16 protein-coding genes are annotated in these 15,631 nt (G+C 57.4%); 13 read left to right on the forward strand and 3 right to left on the reverse strand.

The annotated features are described in order from the left end of the window. The first annotated feature begins 12 nt into the window (after nucleotides 1-12). The 8 genes from dapF (at nucleotide 13) to ACO6VX_RS18530 (ending at nucleotide 7,873) form a co-directional block, all read left to right on the forward strand. Nucleotides 13-837, forward strand: a complete 825-nt coding sequence (dapF, locus tag ACO6VX_RS18495; protein ID WP_010257326.1) for a diaminopimelate epimerase — start codon at nucleotides 13-15, stop codon at nucleotides 835-837. Next, nucleotides 834-1,538 (forward strand): DUF484 domain-containing protein, encoded by a 705-nt coding sequence (locus ACO6VX_RS18500; protein ID WP_010257324.1) that lies wholly within the window; start codon nucleotides 834-836, stop codon nucleotides 1,536-1,538. The genes dapF and ACO6VX_RS18500 overlap by 4 nt, the downstream gene beginning before the upstream one ends. Continuing rightward, a complete protein-coding gene (gene xerC / locus ACO6VX_RS18505) occupies nucleotides 1,535-2,440 on the forward strand; it encodes a tyrosine recombinase XerC (RefSeq protein ID WP_010671674.1) in 906 nt (301 codons plus the stop codon). The genes ACO6VX_RS18500 and xerC overlap by 4 nt, the downstream gene beginning before the upstream one ends. Beyond that, entirely contained in the window at nucleotides 2,437-3,153 is a 717-nt protein-coding gene (yigB, locus tag ACO6VX_RS18510; protein ID WP_422458256.1) for a 5-amino-6-(5-phospho-D-ribitylamino)uracil phosphatase YigB, read from the forward strand. Before xerC ends, yigB begins: the two co-directional genes overlap by 4 nt. Nucleotides 3,154-3,306: 153 nt before the next feature. Beyond that, nucleotides 3,307-5,469 (forward strand): DNA helicase II, encoded by a 2,163-nt coding sequence (uvrD, locus tag ACO6VX_RS18515; RefSeq protein WP_422458257.1) that lies wholly within the window; start codon nucleotides 3,307-3,309, stop codon nucleotides 5,467-5,469. A gap of 67 nt (nucleotides 5,470-5,536) precedes the next feature. Continuing rightward, complete coding sequence (gene ysgD / locus ACO6VX_RS18520) at nucleotides 5,537-5,593, forward strand: YsgD/CorL family protein (protein WP_353748370.1); 57 nt, start codon at nucleotides 5,537-5,539, stop codon at nucleotides 5,591-5,593. Between the two features lie 176 nt (nucleotides 5,594-5,769). Then, the gene (corA, locus tag ACO6VX_RS18525; protein WP_003854370.1) at nucleotides 5,770-6,723 is read left to right on the forward strand and encodes a magnesium/cobalt transporter CorA; all 954 of its coding nucleotides are present in this window, start codon (nucleotides 5,770-5,772) and stop codon (nucleotides 6,721-6,723) included. A 97-nt stretch (nucleotides 6,724-6,820) separates the two neighbouring features. Further along, nucleotides 6,821-7,873 (forward strand): AbrB family transcriptional regulator, encoded by a 1,053-nt coding sequence (locus ACO6VX_RS18530; RefSeq protein WP_122889802.1) that lies wholly within the window; start codon nucleotides 6,821-6,823, stop codon nucleotides 7,871-7,873. Here the strand turns inward: ACO6VX_RS18530 and rarD are convergent. Beyond that, nucleotides 7,844-8,743 carry an EamA family transporter RarD gene (gene rarD / locus ACO6VX_RS18535; RefSeq protein WP_010257306.1) on the reverse strand — a complete coding sequence of 300 codons (900 nt, stop codon included), beginning with the start codon at nucleotides 8,741-8,743 and terminating at the stop codon, nucleotides 7,844-7,846. The genes ACO6VX_RS18530 and rarD overlap by 30 nt on opposite strands. Before the next feature lie 23 nt (nucleotides 8,744-8,766). Beyond that, nucleotides 8,767-9,237, reverse strand: coding sequence for a thioesterase family protein (locus ACO6VX_RS18540; RefSeq protein WP_010257304.1), 471 nt, complete (start codon nucleotides 9,235-9,237; stop codon nucleotides 8,767-8,769). Nucleotides 9,238-9,431: 194 nt separating this feature from the next. Between ACO6VX_RS18540 and pldA the strand changes: the two genes are divergently transcribed. The 4 genes from pldA to ACO6VX_RS18560 all read left to right on the forward strand — a co-directional run bounded on the left by pldA (nucleotide 9,432) and on the right by ACO6VX_RS18560 (nucleotide 13,833). Continuing rightward, nucleotides 9,432-10,310, forward strand: a complete 879-nt coding sequence (gene pldA, locus ACO6VX_RS18545; RefSeq protein ID WP_010257301.1) for a phospholipase A — start codon at nucleotides 9,432-9,434, stop codon at nucleotides 10,308-10,310. A 24-nt stretch (nucleotides 10,311-10,334) separates the two neighbouring features. After that, the gene (gene recQ, locus ACO6VX_RS18550) at nucleotides 10,335-12,164 is read left to right on the forward strand and encodes an ATP-dependent DNA helicase RecQ (protein WP_010257299.1); all 1,830 of its coding nucleotides are present in this window, start codon (nucleotides 10,335-10,337) and stop codon (nucleotides 12,162-12,164) included. Nucleotides 12,165-12,176: 12 nt separating this feature from the next. Next, complete coding sequence (gene rhtC, locus ACO6VX_RS18555; RefSeq protein ID WP_010257296.1) at nucleotides 12,177-12,800, forward strand: threonine export protein RhtC; 624 nt, start codon at nucleotides 12,177-12,179, stop codon at nucleotides 12,798-12,800. 223 nt (nucleotides 12,801-13,023) lie between these two features. After that, complete coding sequence (locus ACO6VX_RS18560; protein WP_191919412.1) at nucleotides 13,024-13,833, forward strand: DUF1460 domain-containing protein; 810 nt, start codon at nucleotides 13,024-13,026, stop codon at nucleotides 13,831-13,833. 53 nt (nucleotides 13,834-13,886) lie between these two features. Here ACO6VX_RS18560 and rhtB read toward each other — a convergent pair whose 3' ends face one another. Next, nucleotides 13,887-14,510, reverse strand: coding sequence for a homoserine/homoserine lactone efflux protein (rhtB, locus tag ACO6VX_RS18565; protein WP_010257290.1), 624 nt, complete (start codon nucleotides 14,508-14,510; stop codon nucleotides 13,887-13,889). Between the two features lie 112 nt (nucleotides 14,511-14,622). On the opposite strand from rhtB, the gene pldB reads away from it, so the two are divergent. Further along, complete coding sequence (gene pldB / locus ACO6VX_RS18570; protein ID WP_010257288.1) at nucleotides 14,623-15,615, forward strand: lysophospholipase L2; 993 nt, start codon at nucleotides 14,623-14,625, stop codon at nucleotides 15,613-15,615. Nucleotides 15,616-15,631: the final 16 nt, after the last annotated feature.

Consider the following 15,631-nt stretch of genomic DNA (forward strand, 5'->3'; position numbering starts at 1 on the left):
GCGGAGCAAAAAATGCAGTTCTCCAAAATGCACGGTCTCGGCAACGATTTTATGGTTGTGGATGCGGTGACACAAAACGTCTTCTTTTCGCCGGAATTGATCCGCCGGCTGGCCGATCGTCATCTGGGGATCGGTTTTGATCAACTGCTGATTGTTGAACCGCCTTACGATCCCGATCTCGATTTCCACTATCGCATTTTCAACGCTGACGGCAGTGAAGTCGCACAGTGCGGCAACGGCGCGCGCTGCTTTGCCCGCTTTGTTCAGCTGAAAGGGCTGACCAACAAAAGTGACATCCGGGTCAGTACGCAGAATGGCCGCATGGTGTTGACCGTCACGCCTGACGACCAGGTGCGCGTGAACATGGGCGAGCCAAACTTTGAGCCTCAGCAGGTGCCGTTCCGCGCCAACAAGGCCGAAAATCTCTATCTGCTGCGCGTGGCCGAACAGACGGTGATGCTGGGTGCGGTGTCGATGGGCAACCCGCACTGCGTTATCCAGGTCGAAAGTGTCAAAACCGCGCAGGTTGAACTGCTGGGTCCGATTCTGGAGAGTCATGAACGCTTCCCGGATCGCGTCAATGTCGGTTTTATGGAGATCATCAATCCCGAACATATCCGCCTGCGCGTCTACGAACGCGGAGCGGGTGAAACGCAGGCGTGCGGCAGCGGCGCCTGTGCTGCCGTTGCATGTGGCATTCAGCAGGGCATTCTGGCACCCAAAGTCCGTGTCGACCTGCCTGGCGGAACGCTGCACATCACCTGGAAAGGCGCCGGTCAGCCGCTCTATATGACCGGGCCTGCGACACACGTCTACGATGGGTTTATTCATCTATGAAAAATATCGAAGAGCAGGCTGACAGTTCGGTTCTGCTGGACGATCAGGCCGTCAGTGATTATCTGCGGCAGAATCCCGATTTCTTTATCCGCAATGCCCGTGCAGTTGAACAGATGGCCGTGCCGCATCCGGTGCGTGGCAGCGTCTCTCTGGTCGAATGGCATATGGCGCGGCAACGCAACCATATTCAGCGGCTGGAAGAAGAGATCACGCTGCTGATGGAGCAGGCCAGCGCTAACCACGAACTGTTTGACCGTCTGCTGTCGCTGGAGAGCCATCTGGCCGCGGCTGACTCGCTGCAGGATATGCTCAACCGTCTGCATCGCTGGGCGCGTGAGCTGGGCCTGGCGGGTGCCAATGTGCGGCTGTTCAGTGATAAATGGCTGCTGGGCGCGCCCTCCGATTTCTTTCAGCTGAGCCTCTCGCGTCAGGCGTTTGAACCGCTGCGTATTCAGCGCTTCGGTAACCAGCATCACTATCTTGGCAACATTAACGGGCCGGAACTGCTGCTGCTGTTGCCGCAGGCCAAAGCGATCGGGTCGGTTGCCATGTCGCTGATGGGTGAGGAGGGCGATCTCGGCGTGCTGGTGTTCAGCAGTCGTGACAGCCAGCACTATCAATCGGGCATGGGGACACTGCTGTTGCAGCATCTGTCGCAGATGATGCCTGATCTGCTCTCCCGCTGGGTTGAACGCGCATGAGCAGCGCGCTGCAGGAGGCCGTCGACGGATTTCTGCGCTACCTGAAAGTGGAGCGCCAGCTCAGTCCGTTAACCCAGAGCAGCTATGCGCGACAGCTTGCCGCGCTGGTGGCGATTGCTGATGAGATGAAGCTCAGCAGCTGGGCACAGCTGGAACCGGCGCAGGTGCGCAGCATGGCGGCGCGCAGCCGTCGCGCCGGACTGGCCGCCAGCAGCCTCGCGTTGCGGCTCTCCGCCCTGCGCAGTTTTCTCGACTGGCAGGTGAGCCAGGGTTTGCTTTCTGCCAACCCGGCCAAAGGGGTGATGACGCCGCGTAAAGCACGCCATCTGCCTAAAAACATTGATGTTGATGAAGTAAATCAGCTGCTGGAGATCGACCTTAGCGATCCGCTGGCGGTGCGCGATCGGGCGATGCTGGAAGTGATGTATGGCGGCGGTTTGCGTCTCTCTGAACTGGTGAATATGGATTGTCGCCACGTCGATCTCGATTCAGGCGAAGTGTGGGTAGTCGGTAAGGGCAGCAAAGAGCGCCGGATACCGATTGGTCGCACGGCGGTCGCCTGGATCCAGCACTGGCTGCCGCTGCGTGAAACCTTTGGCGGCCAGGATGATGCGCTGTTTCTTTCGACGCGCGGCAACCGCATCTCGCCACGCAACGTGCAGAAACGCTTTGCCGAATGGGGCATCCGACAGGGCGTGGCCAGCCATATCCATCCGCATAAGCTACGACACTCATTTGCCACGCATCTGCTGGAATCCAGCGGTGACCTGCGCGCCGTGCAGGAGTTGCTGGGCCATGCAAACCTGTCGACGACCCAGATCTATACCCATCTCGATTTCCAGCATCTGGCTTCGGTGTATGACGCTGCGCATCCCCGCGCCAAACGAGGAAAGAACGAATGAAGTTTTATCGTCCGCTGTCGGCCATAAAAGCCATGACCTTCGACCTTGATGACACACTCTACGATAACTACCCGGTCATCCGTCGTACCACCCTGGAGTCCCATGCCGCGTTACAGGCTTTTCATCCGGCGCTGCGTGACTTCACGCCGCAGGATTATCAGCAGTTGCGCGATGAGCTGCTGCAGCGCGAACCTGATATCTATCATGATGTTTCGGAGTGGCGACGCCGTTCGGTTGAGCTGGCGATGCTGAATATCGGCCTCTCTGCCGCTGAAGCCTCCGCGGGTGCGGCAGAAGTAATGGCGGTCTTCCATCAGTGGCGGAGTCAGGTCGAGATGCCGGATGAGACGCACCAGACGCTGAAAGCCCTGGCGGAGAAAATCCCGCTGGTGGCGGTCACCAACGGCAACGCCTGCCCGGAAAAAATGGGCATTGCCGAATACTTCCGCTTCACACTGCGGGCCGGCCCGGACGGGCGCGCCAAGCCGTGGCAGGATATGTATCAGCTTGCCGCGCAACGCCTTGATATCGCGCCACACCATATTGTGCACGTGGGTGATGACCTGACCACCGACGTGGCGGGCTCACTGCGCTGCGGGCTGCAGGCCTGCTGGATTAACCTGCGGCAGGGCAATCTGATGCATATCCCGGATGCGCGCCTGTTGCCGCATGTCGAAATTTCGCGGTTGGCATCACTCACCTCACTGCTATAATGGCTGTAAATTTATCCAGTCGTCTCCACTTTTGTTTTGCCGCCGTCCCTTATCCGGCGTCTGTGGCGCCGCCTGACTGGCAGCGATAATGCCCTGCGGCAGGCGGAATAATCAGTGTGACGACGGCGTTTTTTTCTTTGGTAATCGGTGCTTATGGACGTTTCTGAACTGCTCGATGGTTTGAATGACAATCAGCGCGCTGCCGTTGCGGCACCGCGCAGTAACCTGCTGGTGCTGGCAGGCGCGGGCAGTGGTAAAACGCGGGTGCTGGTGCATCGCATTGCCTGGCTGATGTCGGTGGAGAACTGCTCGCCCTATTCGATTATGGCGGTGACCTTTACCAACAAAGCGGCAGCGGAGATGCGTCACCGTATCGAGCATCTGATCGGCACCAGTCAGGGCGGAATGTGGATCGGAACCTTCCACGGTCTGGCGCACCGCTTACTGCGCGCCCACCATCTTGACGCCGGTCTGCCACAGGATTTTCAGATCCTCGACAGCGAAGATCAGCTACGTCTGCTCAAGCGCCTGATCAAATCAATGAACCTTGATGACAAACAGTGGCCTGCGCGTCAGGGCATGTGGTACATCAATGGCAAAAAAGATGAAGGCCTGCGACCAAAGCATATCGAAAGCTACGGCAATCTGATTGAGCAGACATGGCTGCGCATCTATCAGGCCTATCAGGAAGCCTGTGATCGCGCCGGTTTAGTCGACTTTGCCGAGCTGTTGCTGCGCGCCCATGAGTTATGGCTCAACAAGCCACACATTCTTAATCACTACCGCGAACGCTTTACCAACGTGCTGGTGGATGAGTTCCAGGATACCAACAACATTCAGTATGCCTGGATTCGGATGCTGGCGGGCGACAGCGGCCGGGTGATCATCGTGGGCGATGATGACCAGTCGATCTACGGCTGGCGCGGCGCACAGGTCGAGAATATTCAGCGCTTTCTGCAGGATTTCCCCGGCGCGGAAACGATCCGTCTGGAGCAGAACTACCGCTCAACCAATAACATCCTGAAAGCCGCCAACGCCCTGATCGCTAACAACAATGGTCGCCTGGGGAAAGAGCTCTGGACCGAAGGCAGCGATGGCGAACCGATCTCGATCTACTGCGCCTTTAATGAGCTGGATGAAGCACGCTTCGTGGTCAACCGCATCAAAGTCTGGATGGAGAACGGCGGCGCGCTTAACGACTGCGCCATTCTCTATCGCAGCAACGCCCAGTCGCGTGTGCTGGAAGAGGCGCTGCTGCAGAGCAGCATGCCGTACCGTATTTATGGCGGCATGCGCTTCTTCGAACGTCAGGAGATCAAAGATGCGCTCTCCTATCTGCGTCTGATGGCGAACCGCAATGACGACGCGGCATTTGAACGCGTGGTGAATACCCCGACCCGCGGCGTGGGCGATCGCACGCTCGACGTGGTGCGTCAGACGGCCCGTGAACGTCAGATGACGCTGTGGCAGGCTACGCGTGAACTGCTGCAAAGCCGTGCGCTGGCTGGCCGGGCCGCGTCTGCGCTGCAACGCTTCTGTGAACTGGTTGATTCACTGGCAACCGAAACCGCCGAGTTACCGCTGCATGTTCAGACCGACCGGGTCATCAAAGACTCTGGCCTGTGGCTGATGTATGAGCAGGAAAAAGGTGAGAAGGGTCAGGCGCGTATCGAAAACCTTGAGGAGCTGGTGACCGCTACGCGGCAATTCAGCTATCAGGATGAAGATGAAGATCTGATGCCACTGCAGGCCTTTTTATCCCACGCCGCGCTGGAAGCGGGCGAAGGCCAGGCAGACAAATGGCAGGATGCGGTTCAGCTGATGACGCTCCACTCGGCAAAAGGGCTGGAGTTCAGCCAGGTGTTTATCGTCGGCATGGAAGAGGGCATGTTCCCGAGCCAGATGTCACTGGATGAAGGTGGCCGGCTGGAGGAGGAGCGTCGTCTGGCTTATGTCGGCGTGACCCGTGCGATGCTCAAGCTGACGCTGACCTACGCCGAAACCCGCCGACTCTATGGTAAGGAAGTGTATCACCGTCCGTCCCGTTTTATCGGCGAACTGCCCGAAGCGTGCATAGAAGAAGTGCGTCTGCGCGCCAGCGTCAGCCGTCCGGTAAACCATCAGCGGATGGGTGCCCCGGTGACCAAAAATGACAGTGGATTCGCGCTGGGTCAGCGTGTTCATCACGCAAAATTTGGCGAAGGCACCATCATTAATCTGGAAGGCAGCGGCGAGCATAGCCGTCTTCAGGTGGCGTTTCAGGGGCAGGGAATCAAGTGGCTGGTGGCGGCTTACGCGAAGCTTGAAACGCTTTAGCGTGCGGTTGACGGCTTTTTCGTCTCAGCGTAACATGCGCCCACTATTATCATGAGAGGACAATGCCTTGGACACGCCCAGTCGATGCTGGCTCAATGACCTGGATTCCAGGAATAACATCTAAGGCTACCTCTTTACGCGGGTAGCCTTAGCGGTTATCAGCGACCTCCCTTTTTGATTCCGTCGCGAGTCAGCACTGATTTATCTCTGAAACTCTGTTTCCGTGTTCAGGCTGCCCGTTCCATGTTGAGGAACGGCGGACTGCCTTGTCCCATTTAGTCTGCAATGGGGAGTATTGCTATGCTGAGCGCATTTAAACTGGATCACAGCCGCCTGACGCGACTGGAGCTGGAAGACGAAAACGACAAACTGACGACCTCTGTCTGGGTCGATCTGATCGAGCCGGAAGAGGGCGAACGTGATCGCGTGCAATCTGAGCTGGGCCAGAGTCTGGCAACACGGCCTGAGCTGGAGGATATCGAGGCCTCGGCACGCTTCTTCGAAGATGAAGATGGTCTGCATATCCACTCCTTCTTCTTCTATGAAGATGCTGACGATCACGCCGGTAACTCCACCGTGGCGTTCACCATCCGTGAAGGCCGTCTCTACACGCTGCGCGAACGTGAGCTGCCTGCGTTCCGTCTCTATCGCATGCGCGCCCGTAATCAGACCCTGATCGACGGCAATGCCTTTGAGCTGCTGCTTGACCTGTTTGAAACCAAAATCGAACAGCTGGCGGACGAAATCGAGAACATCTACAGCGCACTGGAGAAACTCAGCCGGGTGATCATGGAAGGTCAGCAGGGCGAAGAGTACGATCAGGCGCTGTCGCGACTAGCGGAACTGGAAGATATCGGCTGGAAGGTGCGTCTCTGTCTGATGGATACCCAGCGCGCCCTGAACTTCCTGGTACGCAAAGCACGTTTGCCGGGCAATCAGCTGGAGCAGGCGCGTGAAATTCTGCGCGATATCGAATCGCTGCTGCCGCATAACGAATCACTGTTTCAGAAGGTCAACTTCCTGATGCAGGCGGCGATGGGTTTCATCAACATCGAGCAGAACCGCATCATCAAGATCTTCTCGGTGGTCTCCGTGGTGTTTCTGCCGCCGACGCTGGTGGCCTCCAGCTATGGGATGAACTTTGAGTTTATGCCGGAACTGAAGTGGAGCTTTGGTTATCCGGCCGCGATCGGCCTGATGATTCTGGCCGGACTGGCGCCTTATCTCTATTTCAAACGTAAAAACTGGCTTTAAAATAAGAACGGGCCATCTGAGATGGCCCGTTCTGCTGGCTCCTGTCCCCATTTCTGCGTAATCTTACCCTCCTGTTTTTACAAATTATTAACTTCTTATGGACGCTTTTTCGTTGCGCGCGCAGTGGACGCTGCTGCTGCTGATCTCGGTATTGCTGGGCGCGGTGCTGCACTATTTTCATGTGCCCGCTGCGCTGTTACTGGGGCCGATGATTGTGGGTGTAGTGATGGGGCTGTCGGGTGCCACGCTGCGAATTGATAAACGGCTGTTCCTGCTCGCTCAGGCCGTACTGGGCTGCATGATTGCGCAGAGTCTGTCGCCTTCGATTCTGGCCCCGCTGATCCAGGACTGGCCGATCGTGCTGGCGGTGCTGCTGCTGACGCTGGCGGCCAGCGGCCTGTCAGGTTTTCTGCTGGTGCGCTTCAGTCATCTGCCTGGCCCGACCGGCGCATGGGGATCGTCGCCGGGCGGTGCAACGGCCATGGTGGCGATGGCGGGTGACTTTGGCGCTGACGTGCGGCTGGTCGCATTCATGCAATATCTGCGGGTGCTGTTTGTCGCCTCGGCGGCCGCACTGGTGGCACGCATCGGGCTGGGTGATGAGGCGCACAGCGTCTCGCTGCTCTGGTTTCCGCCGCTGAATCAGGGCTTTGTTATCACCCTGGTGGTGATGCTGACGGGCGCGTGGCTGGGCACCCGACTGCGCATTCCTTCTGGCGCGCTGCTGCTGCCTGCGCTGGCGGGCGCAGCACTGCACAGTAGCGACATCGCGGTGTTACAGGTGCCGGAATGGCTGCTGGCTGTGGCCTATGCACTGATTGGCTGGAGCGTGGGATTACGTTTCACCCGCCCGATTTTTCTGCTGGCACTGCGCACGCTGCCGCAGATGCTGGCCTCGATCTTCGGGCTGATGCTGTTGTGTGGCGGGCTGGCGTGGATGCTGACGCGAATGCTGGATATCGATCTGATGACGGCCTATCTCGCCACCAGTCCAGGCGGGCTGGACACGGTGGCGATCATTGCGGCAGGAACCCAGGTCAACATGGCGTTTGTGATGGCGTTGCAGACGTTGCGTCTGTTTACCATCCTGCTGACCGGCCCGGCTTTAGCGCGCTTTATTTCACGCTATGCGCGAACGGGAACGGAATGAAAACGCCACCGCATCGCAGACAAATACCAGCAGCGCCAGCCAGATGAAGCCAAAGGTCACCATCTTGTCTGGCGTGATGGTCTCACCGTAAAACGCGACCGCCAGCACAAACATCAGCGTCGGGCCGAGATACTGAAAGAAGCCTACGGTGGAAAGTCGCAGACGACTGCAGGCTGCCGCAAACAGCATCAGCGGAATGGTGGTCACAATGCCCGCCGCTATCAGCTTCAGGTTGAGACTCAGTGGGTTGGCGGATAAGTGGCTGGTGGCGCTGTCGGCAAAGCCAAACAGGTAAATCGCCGCCAGCGGAAACAGCCACAGAGTTTCAATCAGCATGCCGCTCTGCGCATCGACCTGAATCTTTTTACGCACCAGGCCATACAGGGCAAAACTCAGCGCCAGGCCCAGCGCGATGATCGGTAACGAGCCAAACTGCCACAGCTGCACCAGCACACCGACGGTGGCCAGCAGCACGGCGAGCCACTGCAAGCGGCGAAACCGTTCGCGCAAAAACAGCATGCCGAACACCACGTTGATCAGCGGGTTAATAAAGTAGCCCAGGCTGGCTTCCAGCATATGCTGATTGTTGACTGCCCAGATAAACAGCAGCCAGTTGCCGCCGATAGTCACGGCCGTCAGCGCCAGCAGCAGCACTTTTTTAGGCTGGCGCAACACGCTGCGAACGCCGGGCCAGCTGCGGCTCAGGGTAATCAGTAACAGCATAAACAGTGCAGACCAGATCACCCGGTGCGTCATGATTTCCGTGGCGGGAACCTGCTTTACCAGTTTGAAATAAGCGGGCGCAATGCCCCAGATAAAGTAAGCGCCCAGTGCAAAGCCAACGCCCTGGCGGGTTTGTTGCGTATCCATATGCGATCCATTCAATGGCGTGGTTAGCCGATAAGATAGGTGGCGGTAGCCGTGGCGATATAATCGCCCTGTTGATTGTGCAGTTCCACGCGCGCCACGGCGACTTTGTTACCGGCGCGCAGCAGGCTGCTGGTGGCGGTGAAGCGTTCGCCGCGTCCGGGACGCAGATAGTCGACGCGCATATCAATGGTACCCATGCGTGACAGACGCTGGCGCAGATCCGCTTCGCTGATGCTTTCCTGACGGGTTAACGCATTACTGACGCAGACCATGCCCGCCGCCACATCCAGTACCGACGCGATAACGCCGCCGTGCAGAATCTGCTGCGCCTGGTTGCCCACCAGCATGGTTTTGTTATTGAAGCTGATCTCTGCGTAGTCTGCGTCAAGGCGCATCAGTTCCAGGCCCAGCGCCTGATTAAACGGCATGTGATAAACGAAAATTTCGCCGACCAGCTGGCGAGCGTCCTGCTGTGTCAGCACGGGTGATGACATGATGATGTGTCCTGAAAAAATCGGGCCAGAGGGGCGCGGAACAAGAATGAGTTGTGTATTCTATGCCGCCTGCGAGGGTGTTTCCAGTTTAAGAAATCAGCACTCATGCTCACTGCCATTTGCGTGTAGAATGGCCTGCTTTTTACGACACCCTTTCAGTTACTTTGATACGCAGCTGCTCACCGGAGAATTTTATGCGTAAGCATCGCGCCTTGCTGGCGGCAATGTTGATATTTCCTGCGCTGGCGCAGGCGGATGAAGCCCATATTAAAGAGGTTCATGACGCGCCACAGGTTCAGGGCAGCATTATTGCTAACCTGCTGGAGAAGCATGACAACCCGTTTGTTCTCTATCCTTACGAGAACAACTATCTGCTTTATACCTATACCAGCGACCTCAATAAAGAGGCGATCTCCTCCTATAATTGGGGAGAGAATGCCCGCAAAGATGAAGTGAAATTCCAGCTCAGCCTGGCGTTTCCGCTGTGGCGCGGTATTCTGGGCGACAACTCGGTGCTGGCAGCCTCTTACACCCAGCGTTCCTGGTGGCAGCTGTCGAATAGCGCTGAGTCATCGCCATTCCGTGAGACCAACTATGAGCCGCAGATTTTCCTGGGCTGGGCGACCGACTATTCGCTGGCGGGCTGGACACTGCGTGATGTCGAAGTGGGTCTGAATCACCAATCCAACGGACGAAGCGATCCCACCTCGCGCAGCTGGAACCGCGTCTATGCGCGTCTGATGGCAGAGAATGGTAACTTCCTGGCGGAAATCAAACCCTGGTATCGTATCCCTGAAGGGGCGAACAGCGATGATAATCCTGATATCACCAAATACATGGGTTACTACCGCACCCGTCTGGGCTATAAGCTCGGCGACAATATCTTCAGCGTAGAGGGCAACTATAACTGGAACAGCGGTTATGGCGGCGCGACCCTGGGCTGGAGCTACCCTATCACTGAGCACGTTCGCTTCTATACTCAGGTGTTTAGCGGTTACGGTGAATCACTGATCGATTACAACCATCGCCAGACGCGTCTGGGTGTGGGTGTAACACTTAACGACTTGTTCTAATCCATAACGAAAGACAGGAATCGCGTGGCAACCTCGGCAGTTCTTAATCAGGAAGCGCTGGCGCAGCAGGTATTGCAGGATACCTTCGGCTACCAGCATTTTCGTCCCGGTCAGCAGACGATCATCAATGAGGCGCTGAGCGGGCGCGATTGTCTGGTGGTGATGCCCACCGGCGGTGGTAAATCGCTCTGTTATCAGATCCCTGCGCTGGTGCGCGAGGGGCTGACGCTGGTGGTGTCGCCGCTGATCTCGCTGATGAAAGATCAGGTCGATCAGCTGCTGGCGAACGGCGTGGCGGCGGCGTATCTCAACTCCACCATGACGCGCGATCAGCAGCAGACGGTGATGGCCGACTGCCGAACCGGTCGGGTTAAGCTGCTCTACATCGCCCCGGAACGCCTGATGATGGATAACTTCCTGGACAGTCTGGCGCACTGGCAACCGGCGATGCTGGCGGTGGATGAAGCGCACTGTATTTCCCAGTGGGGCCACGATTTCCGTCCGGAATATGGCGCACTCGGCAAGATGCGTCAGCGCTTCCCGGAATTACCGGTAATGGCGCTGACCGCTACCGCGGATGAAACCACCCGCAACGACATCGTTAACCTGCTGCATATGCAGGATCCGCTGATCCAGATCAGCAGTTTTGACCGCCCCAATATTCGCTACACGCTGGTGGAGAAATTTAAACCCACCGATCAGCTGCTGCGTTACGTTCAGGATCAGCGCGGCAAGTGCGGCATTATCTACTGCAACAGCCGGGCGAAGGTGGAAGACACCGCCGCGCGACTGCAAAGCCGGGGGTTCAGCGTCGGGGCATACCACGCCGGTATCGACAGCGAGCAGCGTGGCCGGGTGCAGGAAGCGTTTCAGCGTGACGATCTGCAAATCGTGGTGGCGACGGTGGCCTTTGGCATGGGCATCAACAAGCCCAACGTCCGTTTTGTGGTCCACTTCGATATTCCGCGCAACATCGAGTCCTATTATCAGGAAACCGGGCGAGCCGGACGTGATGGTCTGCCTGCCGAAGCGATGATGCTTTACGACCCGGCCGATATGGCCTGGCTGCGTAAATGTCTGGAAGAGAAAGTGCCCGGACCGCTGCAGGATATTGAGCGTCACAAACTCAACGCCATGGGCGCGTTTGCTGAAGCGCAGACCTGCCGCCGTCTGGTATTGCTGAACTATTTTGGCGAGGGCCGCCAGCAGCCGTGCGATAACTGCGATATCTGTCTCGACCCGCCTAAACGTTATGACGGCCTGGTTGAAGCGCAAAAAGCGCTCTCCGGTATCTACCGCGTGGGTCAGCGTTTTGGTATGGGCTATATCGTTGAGGTGCTGCGCGGGTCCAACAATCAGCGTATCCGTGAGCAGGGTCATGACAAACTGCCGGTCTATGGACTGGGCAAAGATCAGAGCCACGAACATTGGGTGAGCGTGTTACGTCAGCTAATCCATCTGGGGCTGGTGACGCAGAACATCGCTATGCATTCGGCTCTGCAGCTCACCGAAGCGGCGCGGCCGGTGCTGCGTGGTGAAGTGCCACTGATGCTGGCGGTGCCGCGTTTGATCACCGCAAAAACAAAAAGCAGCAGTCCGGCGAAGTTTCACGGTGGCAACTACGATCGCAAACTGTTCGCCAAGCTGCGTAAGCTGCGAAAAGCGATCGCCGATGAAGAGAATATTCCGCCTTACGTGGTGTTCAATGACGCCACACTGATAGAGATGGCAGAACAGATGCCGGTCAGCGCGTCCGAGATGCTCAGCGTCAACGGCGTGGGTCACCGCAAACTGGAGCGCTTTGGCAAACCTTTCCTGGTGATGATCAAAGAGCATCTTGATGATGAAGAGTAAAGGACACTGATTATGCTGATGTTATTTGCCACTGTGGCGCTGGTGCATCTGGTGGCACTGATGAGCCCCGGCCCCGATTTCTTTTTCGTGTCACAGACTGCCGCCAGCCGCTCGCGCAAAGAGGCGATGATGGGTGTACTGGGCATTACGCTGGGCATTGTGGTCTGGGCGGGTGTGGCGCTGATGGGGCTGCATCTGATTCTGGAAAAAATGGCCTGGCTGCATCAGATCATCATGGTCGGCGGTGGACTTTATCTGTTGTGGATGGGCTGGCAGCTGATGTGCTCGGCACGTCAGCGTCACAAACAGCCGCAGCAGGATGAGCCGGTGGTTGCGTTGCCGAAACGCGGCATGAGCTTTCTCAAAGGCCTGCTGACGAATCTGTCGAATCCTAAAGCCATTATCTACTTCGGCAGCGTCTTCTCGCTATTTGTTGGCGACGATGTCGGTTCGGCGGAGCGCTGGGGTCTGTTCCTGCTGATTGTCGGTGAAACTTTTGCCTGGTTTACCCTGGTGGCGGCGATTTTTGCGCTGCCTTGGATCCGCGCTAAGTATCAGCGACTGGCGAAATGGGTCGATGGCATGGCCGGCGTACTGTTTGCCGGTTTTGGTATCCACCTGATTCTTTCGCGTTAATCTCCGTTTCAGCCCTTATGCCGGCGTGCGCGTTGCGCCTCCGGCAGAAACCTCCCTTGCTGTCGCTTCCTCCAGAGAGTTCGCTTGTGTGACGGATGTCACATTCCAGGGTTCAGGGAGTTTTGCTGTTGCAACCGCAGATAAATCGTCACTCTTTATTAATCATTCATATCCATATCTCCATTAAAGTCGGGAAGCAGGCGCAACGTTTATGGAGAGGATGATGAGAGTGAAGTTCATATTACTGGTGTTGATGACGGCCTGTATCAGCGCCTGCGTCTCGCCTGATGCCGCCCGAAACCCTGCGCCAGAGCCGGGCCAGACCGATGAGGTTACCTCGATCCTGATGCAGACGCTGCCCGATGTCGATCAGACGCAGGGCGAAAGGATTAGCCGGATCTCTGCGACGTTTCTCGGGACACCCTATGAAGCGGATACGCTGATCGGTTCTCCCACGCGTCCGGAAGCGCTGGTGATCAATTTCAACGGTGTGGATTGTTACACGCTGCTTGATTATGTGCAGGCGCTGAGCCGCAGCCACGATCGTGCCAGCTTTGAGGCTAACCTGATTCGGACCCGCTACGCTGGCGGTGAGGTAAGCTACCGGAATCGTCGCCACTTTTTCTCCGACTGGTTTGCCGATAGCCCGCGCAATGCCGATGACGTGACCCGCACTCTTAGCCCGGATACGGTGACGGTGGTGAAGCACCTGAATCGTCAGGCCAGCGGAGCAGAACAGGTGCCCGGTCTGGGTGTGATTGCACGTCCTGTCACTTACATTCCGGCCCGGGCGATCACACCGCAGGTGCTGAAGCAAATTCAGACCGGCGATTACGTGGGGGTTTACGCCACCAGTCAGAGCCTGGATGTTACGCATGTGGGGATTGCTGTCCGGCATGATGGCCGCTTGTGGTTCAGGAACGCCTCTTCGCTGGCCGTTAATCGAAAAGTTGTCGATGCGCCGTTCAGGGAATATATGCGCTCGAAGCCGGGCATCATTGTGTTGCGTGCGGTTCCACTGACAGCGCCGTAGCGGGGCCAGGGAAGAAGGGATAATCTTTCGCGCCGAATTCGGCGCGTCAGACGTTAAGCGATTTTTCTGGCGCTGGCCAGCAGCGCGCCTACTGCCATAAACAGCCCGCCAAAAATGCGGTTCATTAACTTCATCTGTTTTGGTCCCTTAATCCAGCCCGCAATCCGCGTTGCCAGCGTGGCGTAGCCAATCATCACGATGATATCGACCACAACGGTGGTGACGCCCAGCACCAGATACTGCATAAATAGCGGCTGATGTGGCTGAATAAATTGCGGGAACAGGGCGGCGAGGAAGACGATACTTTTCGGGTTGGTCAGGTTAACCAGCACGGCGCGTTTGAACAGGCGACGACGCGGCATCGCTCTGGCGACTGCATCCAGATCAATGCCACCCGCTGAGCGCCACTGCTGAATACCCAGCCAGACCAGATAGGCCGCACCGGCCCATTTCAGAATCTCAAACGCCAGCAGCGACTGAGAAAACAGCGCGCCCAGACCGATGCCGACCAGCACGATATGCAGCGCCAGGCCGACCTGCAAACCGGAGATAGAGGCCACCGTGCCGCGATAGCCGTGGCTGATACCGGTACTCATGGTGTTGATTGCGCCGGAACCGGGCGACAGGCTGAGAATTGTAGTGGTAAGCAGATAGGTCAGCCACCATTCGATGGTCATGGGTCAGGCTCTCTTTAGTAGCGGAATTGTGACACAATACGCCAGAAATAAGCGCGGCGCTACGGCCTGCGCATGGCATTCAGGACTCTTTATCCGGTCATCAGGAGGGCGAATGAATCAACACAAAGCCAGCTGGCTGCGACGAGAAAAAGCCTTTGCTGCCTTCGCTACCGGGCCACTGCTCGATTTCTGGCACAGCCGCGAAGAGCTTGAGTTTACCGGCGTGGGTAATCTGACGCTGCGCTACGTCCGCTTCACATCACCGCAACACAAGCGTGTGATCCTGATTGTGCCGGGACGCATCGAGAGTTACATAAAATATCCTGAGCTGGCGTACGATCTGTTTCACTGCGGATTTGATGTGGTGATCCTTGACCATCGCGGTCAGGGGCGTTCCGATCGCCTGCTGGAAGATTCACACCGCGGTCACGTGGCGGAATTTACCCATTATGTCGACGACCTTGAAACGCTCTATCTGAAAGAGATTATCAGCGGTCACTACCAGCAGCGCTATGCGCTGGCTCACTCCATGGGCGGCGCAATCTTAACGCTGTTTCTGGCGCGTCAGCCGCAGGCGTTTCATGCGGTCGCGCTGGTGGCGCCGATGTTTGGCATTGCTTTACCGTTGCCCTCTTTTCTGGCCCATCGGATCCTGGACTGGGCGGAGAAGCGTCCGGCGATGCGCGATGGCTATGCGCTCGGCACCGGCCGCTGGCGTGCGCATCCGTTTGGCATTAACCGGCTGACGCACAGCACCGAGCGTTACCGGCGAAATCTGCGCTTTTATGCGGACGATCCGGCGATTCGCGTTGGCGGGCCAACCTACCATTGGGTACGTGAAGGCATCCATGCAGGTCGCAACATTATCAGTCAGGTCGATAAGATCACCACACCACTGCTACTGTTACAGGCCAGCGATGATCGGGTGGTCGACAATCGTTCGCAGGACCTTTTTTGTGCCGCGATGGCAGCGGCGGGTCATCCGTGTGAGGGCAATAAGCCACGGGTGATCGACGGTGCGCGTCATGAGATCCTGTTTGAAAAGGATGAGATGCGCGCCGAAGCACTCAATGCAGTGGTCGACTTCTTTTCCTCGCACCACTGACGTTATTTATCCGACC

The sequence above is a fragment of the Pantoea sp. BJFS-204 genome (genome assembly GCF_049310725.1).
Taxonomy (GTDB): Bacteria; Pseudomonadota; Gammaproteobacteria; order Enterobacterales; family Enterobacteriaceae; genus Pantoea; species Pantoea agglomerans.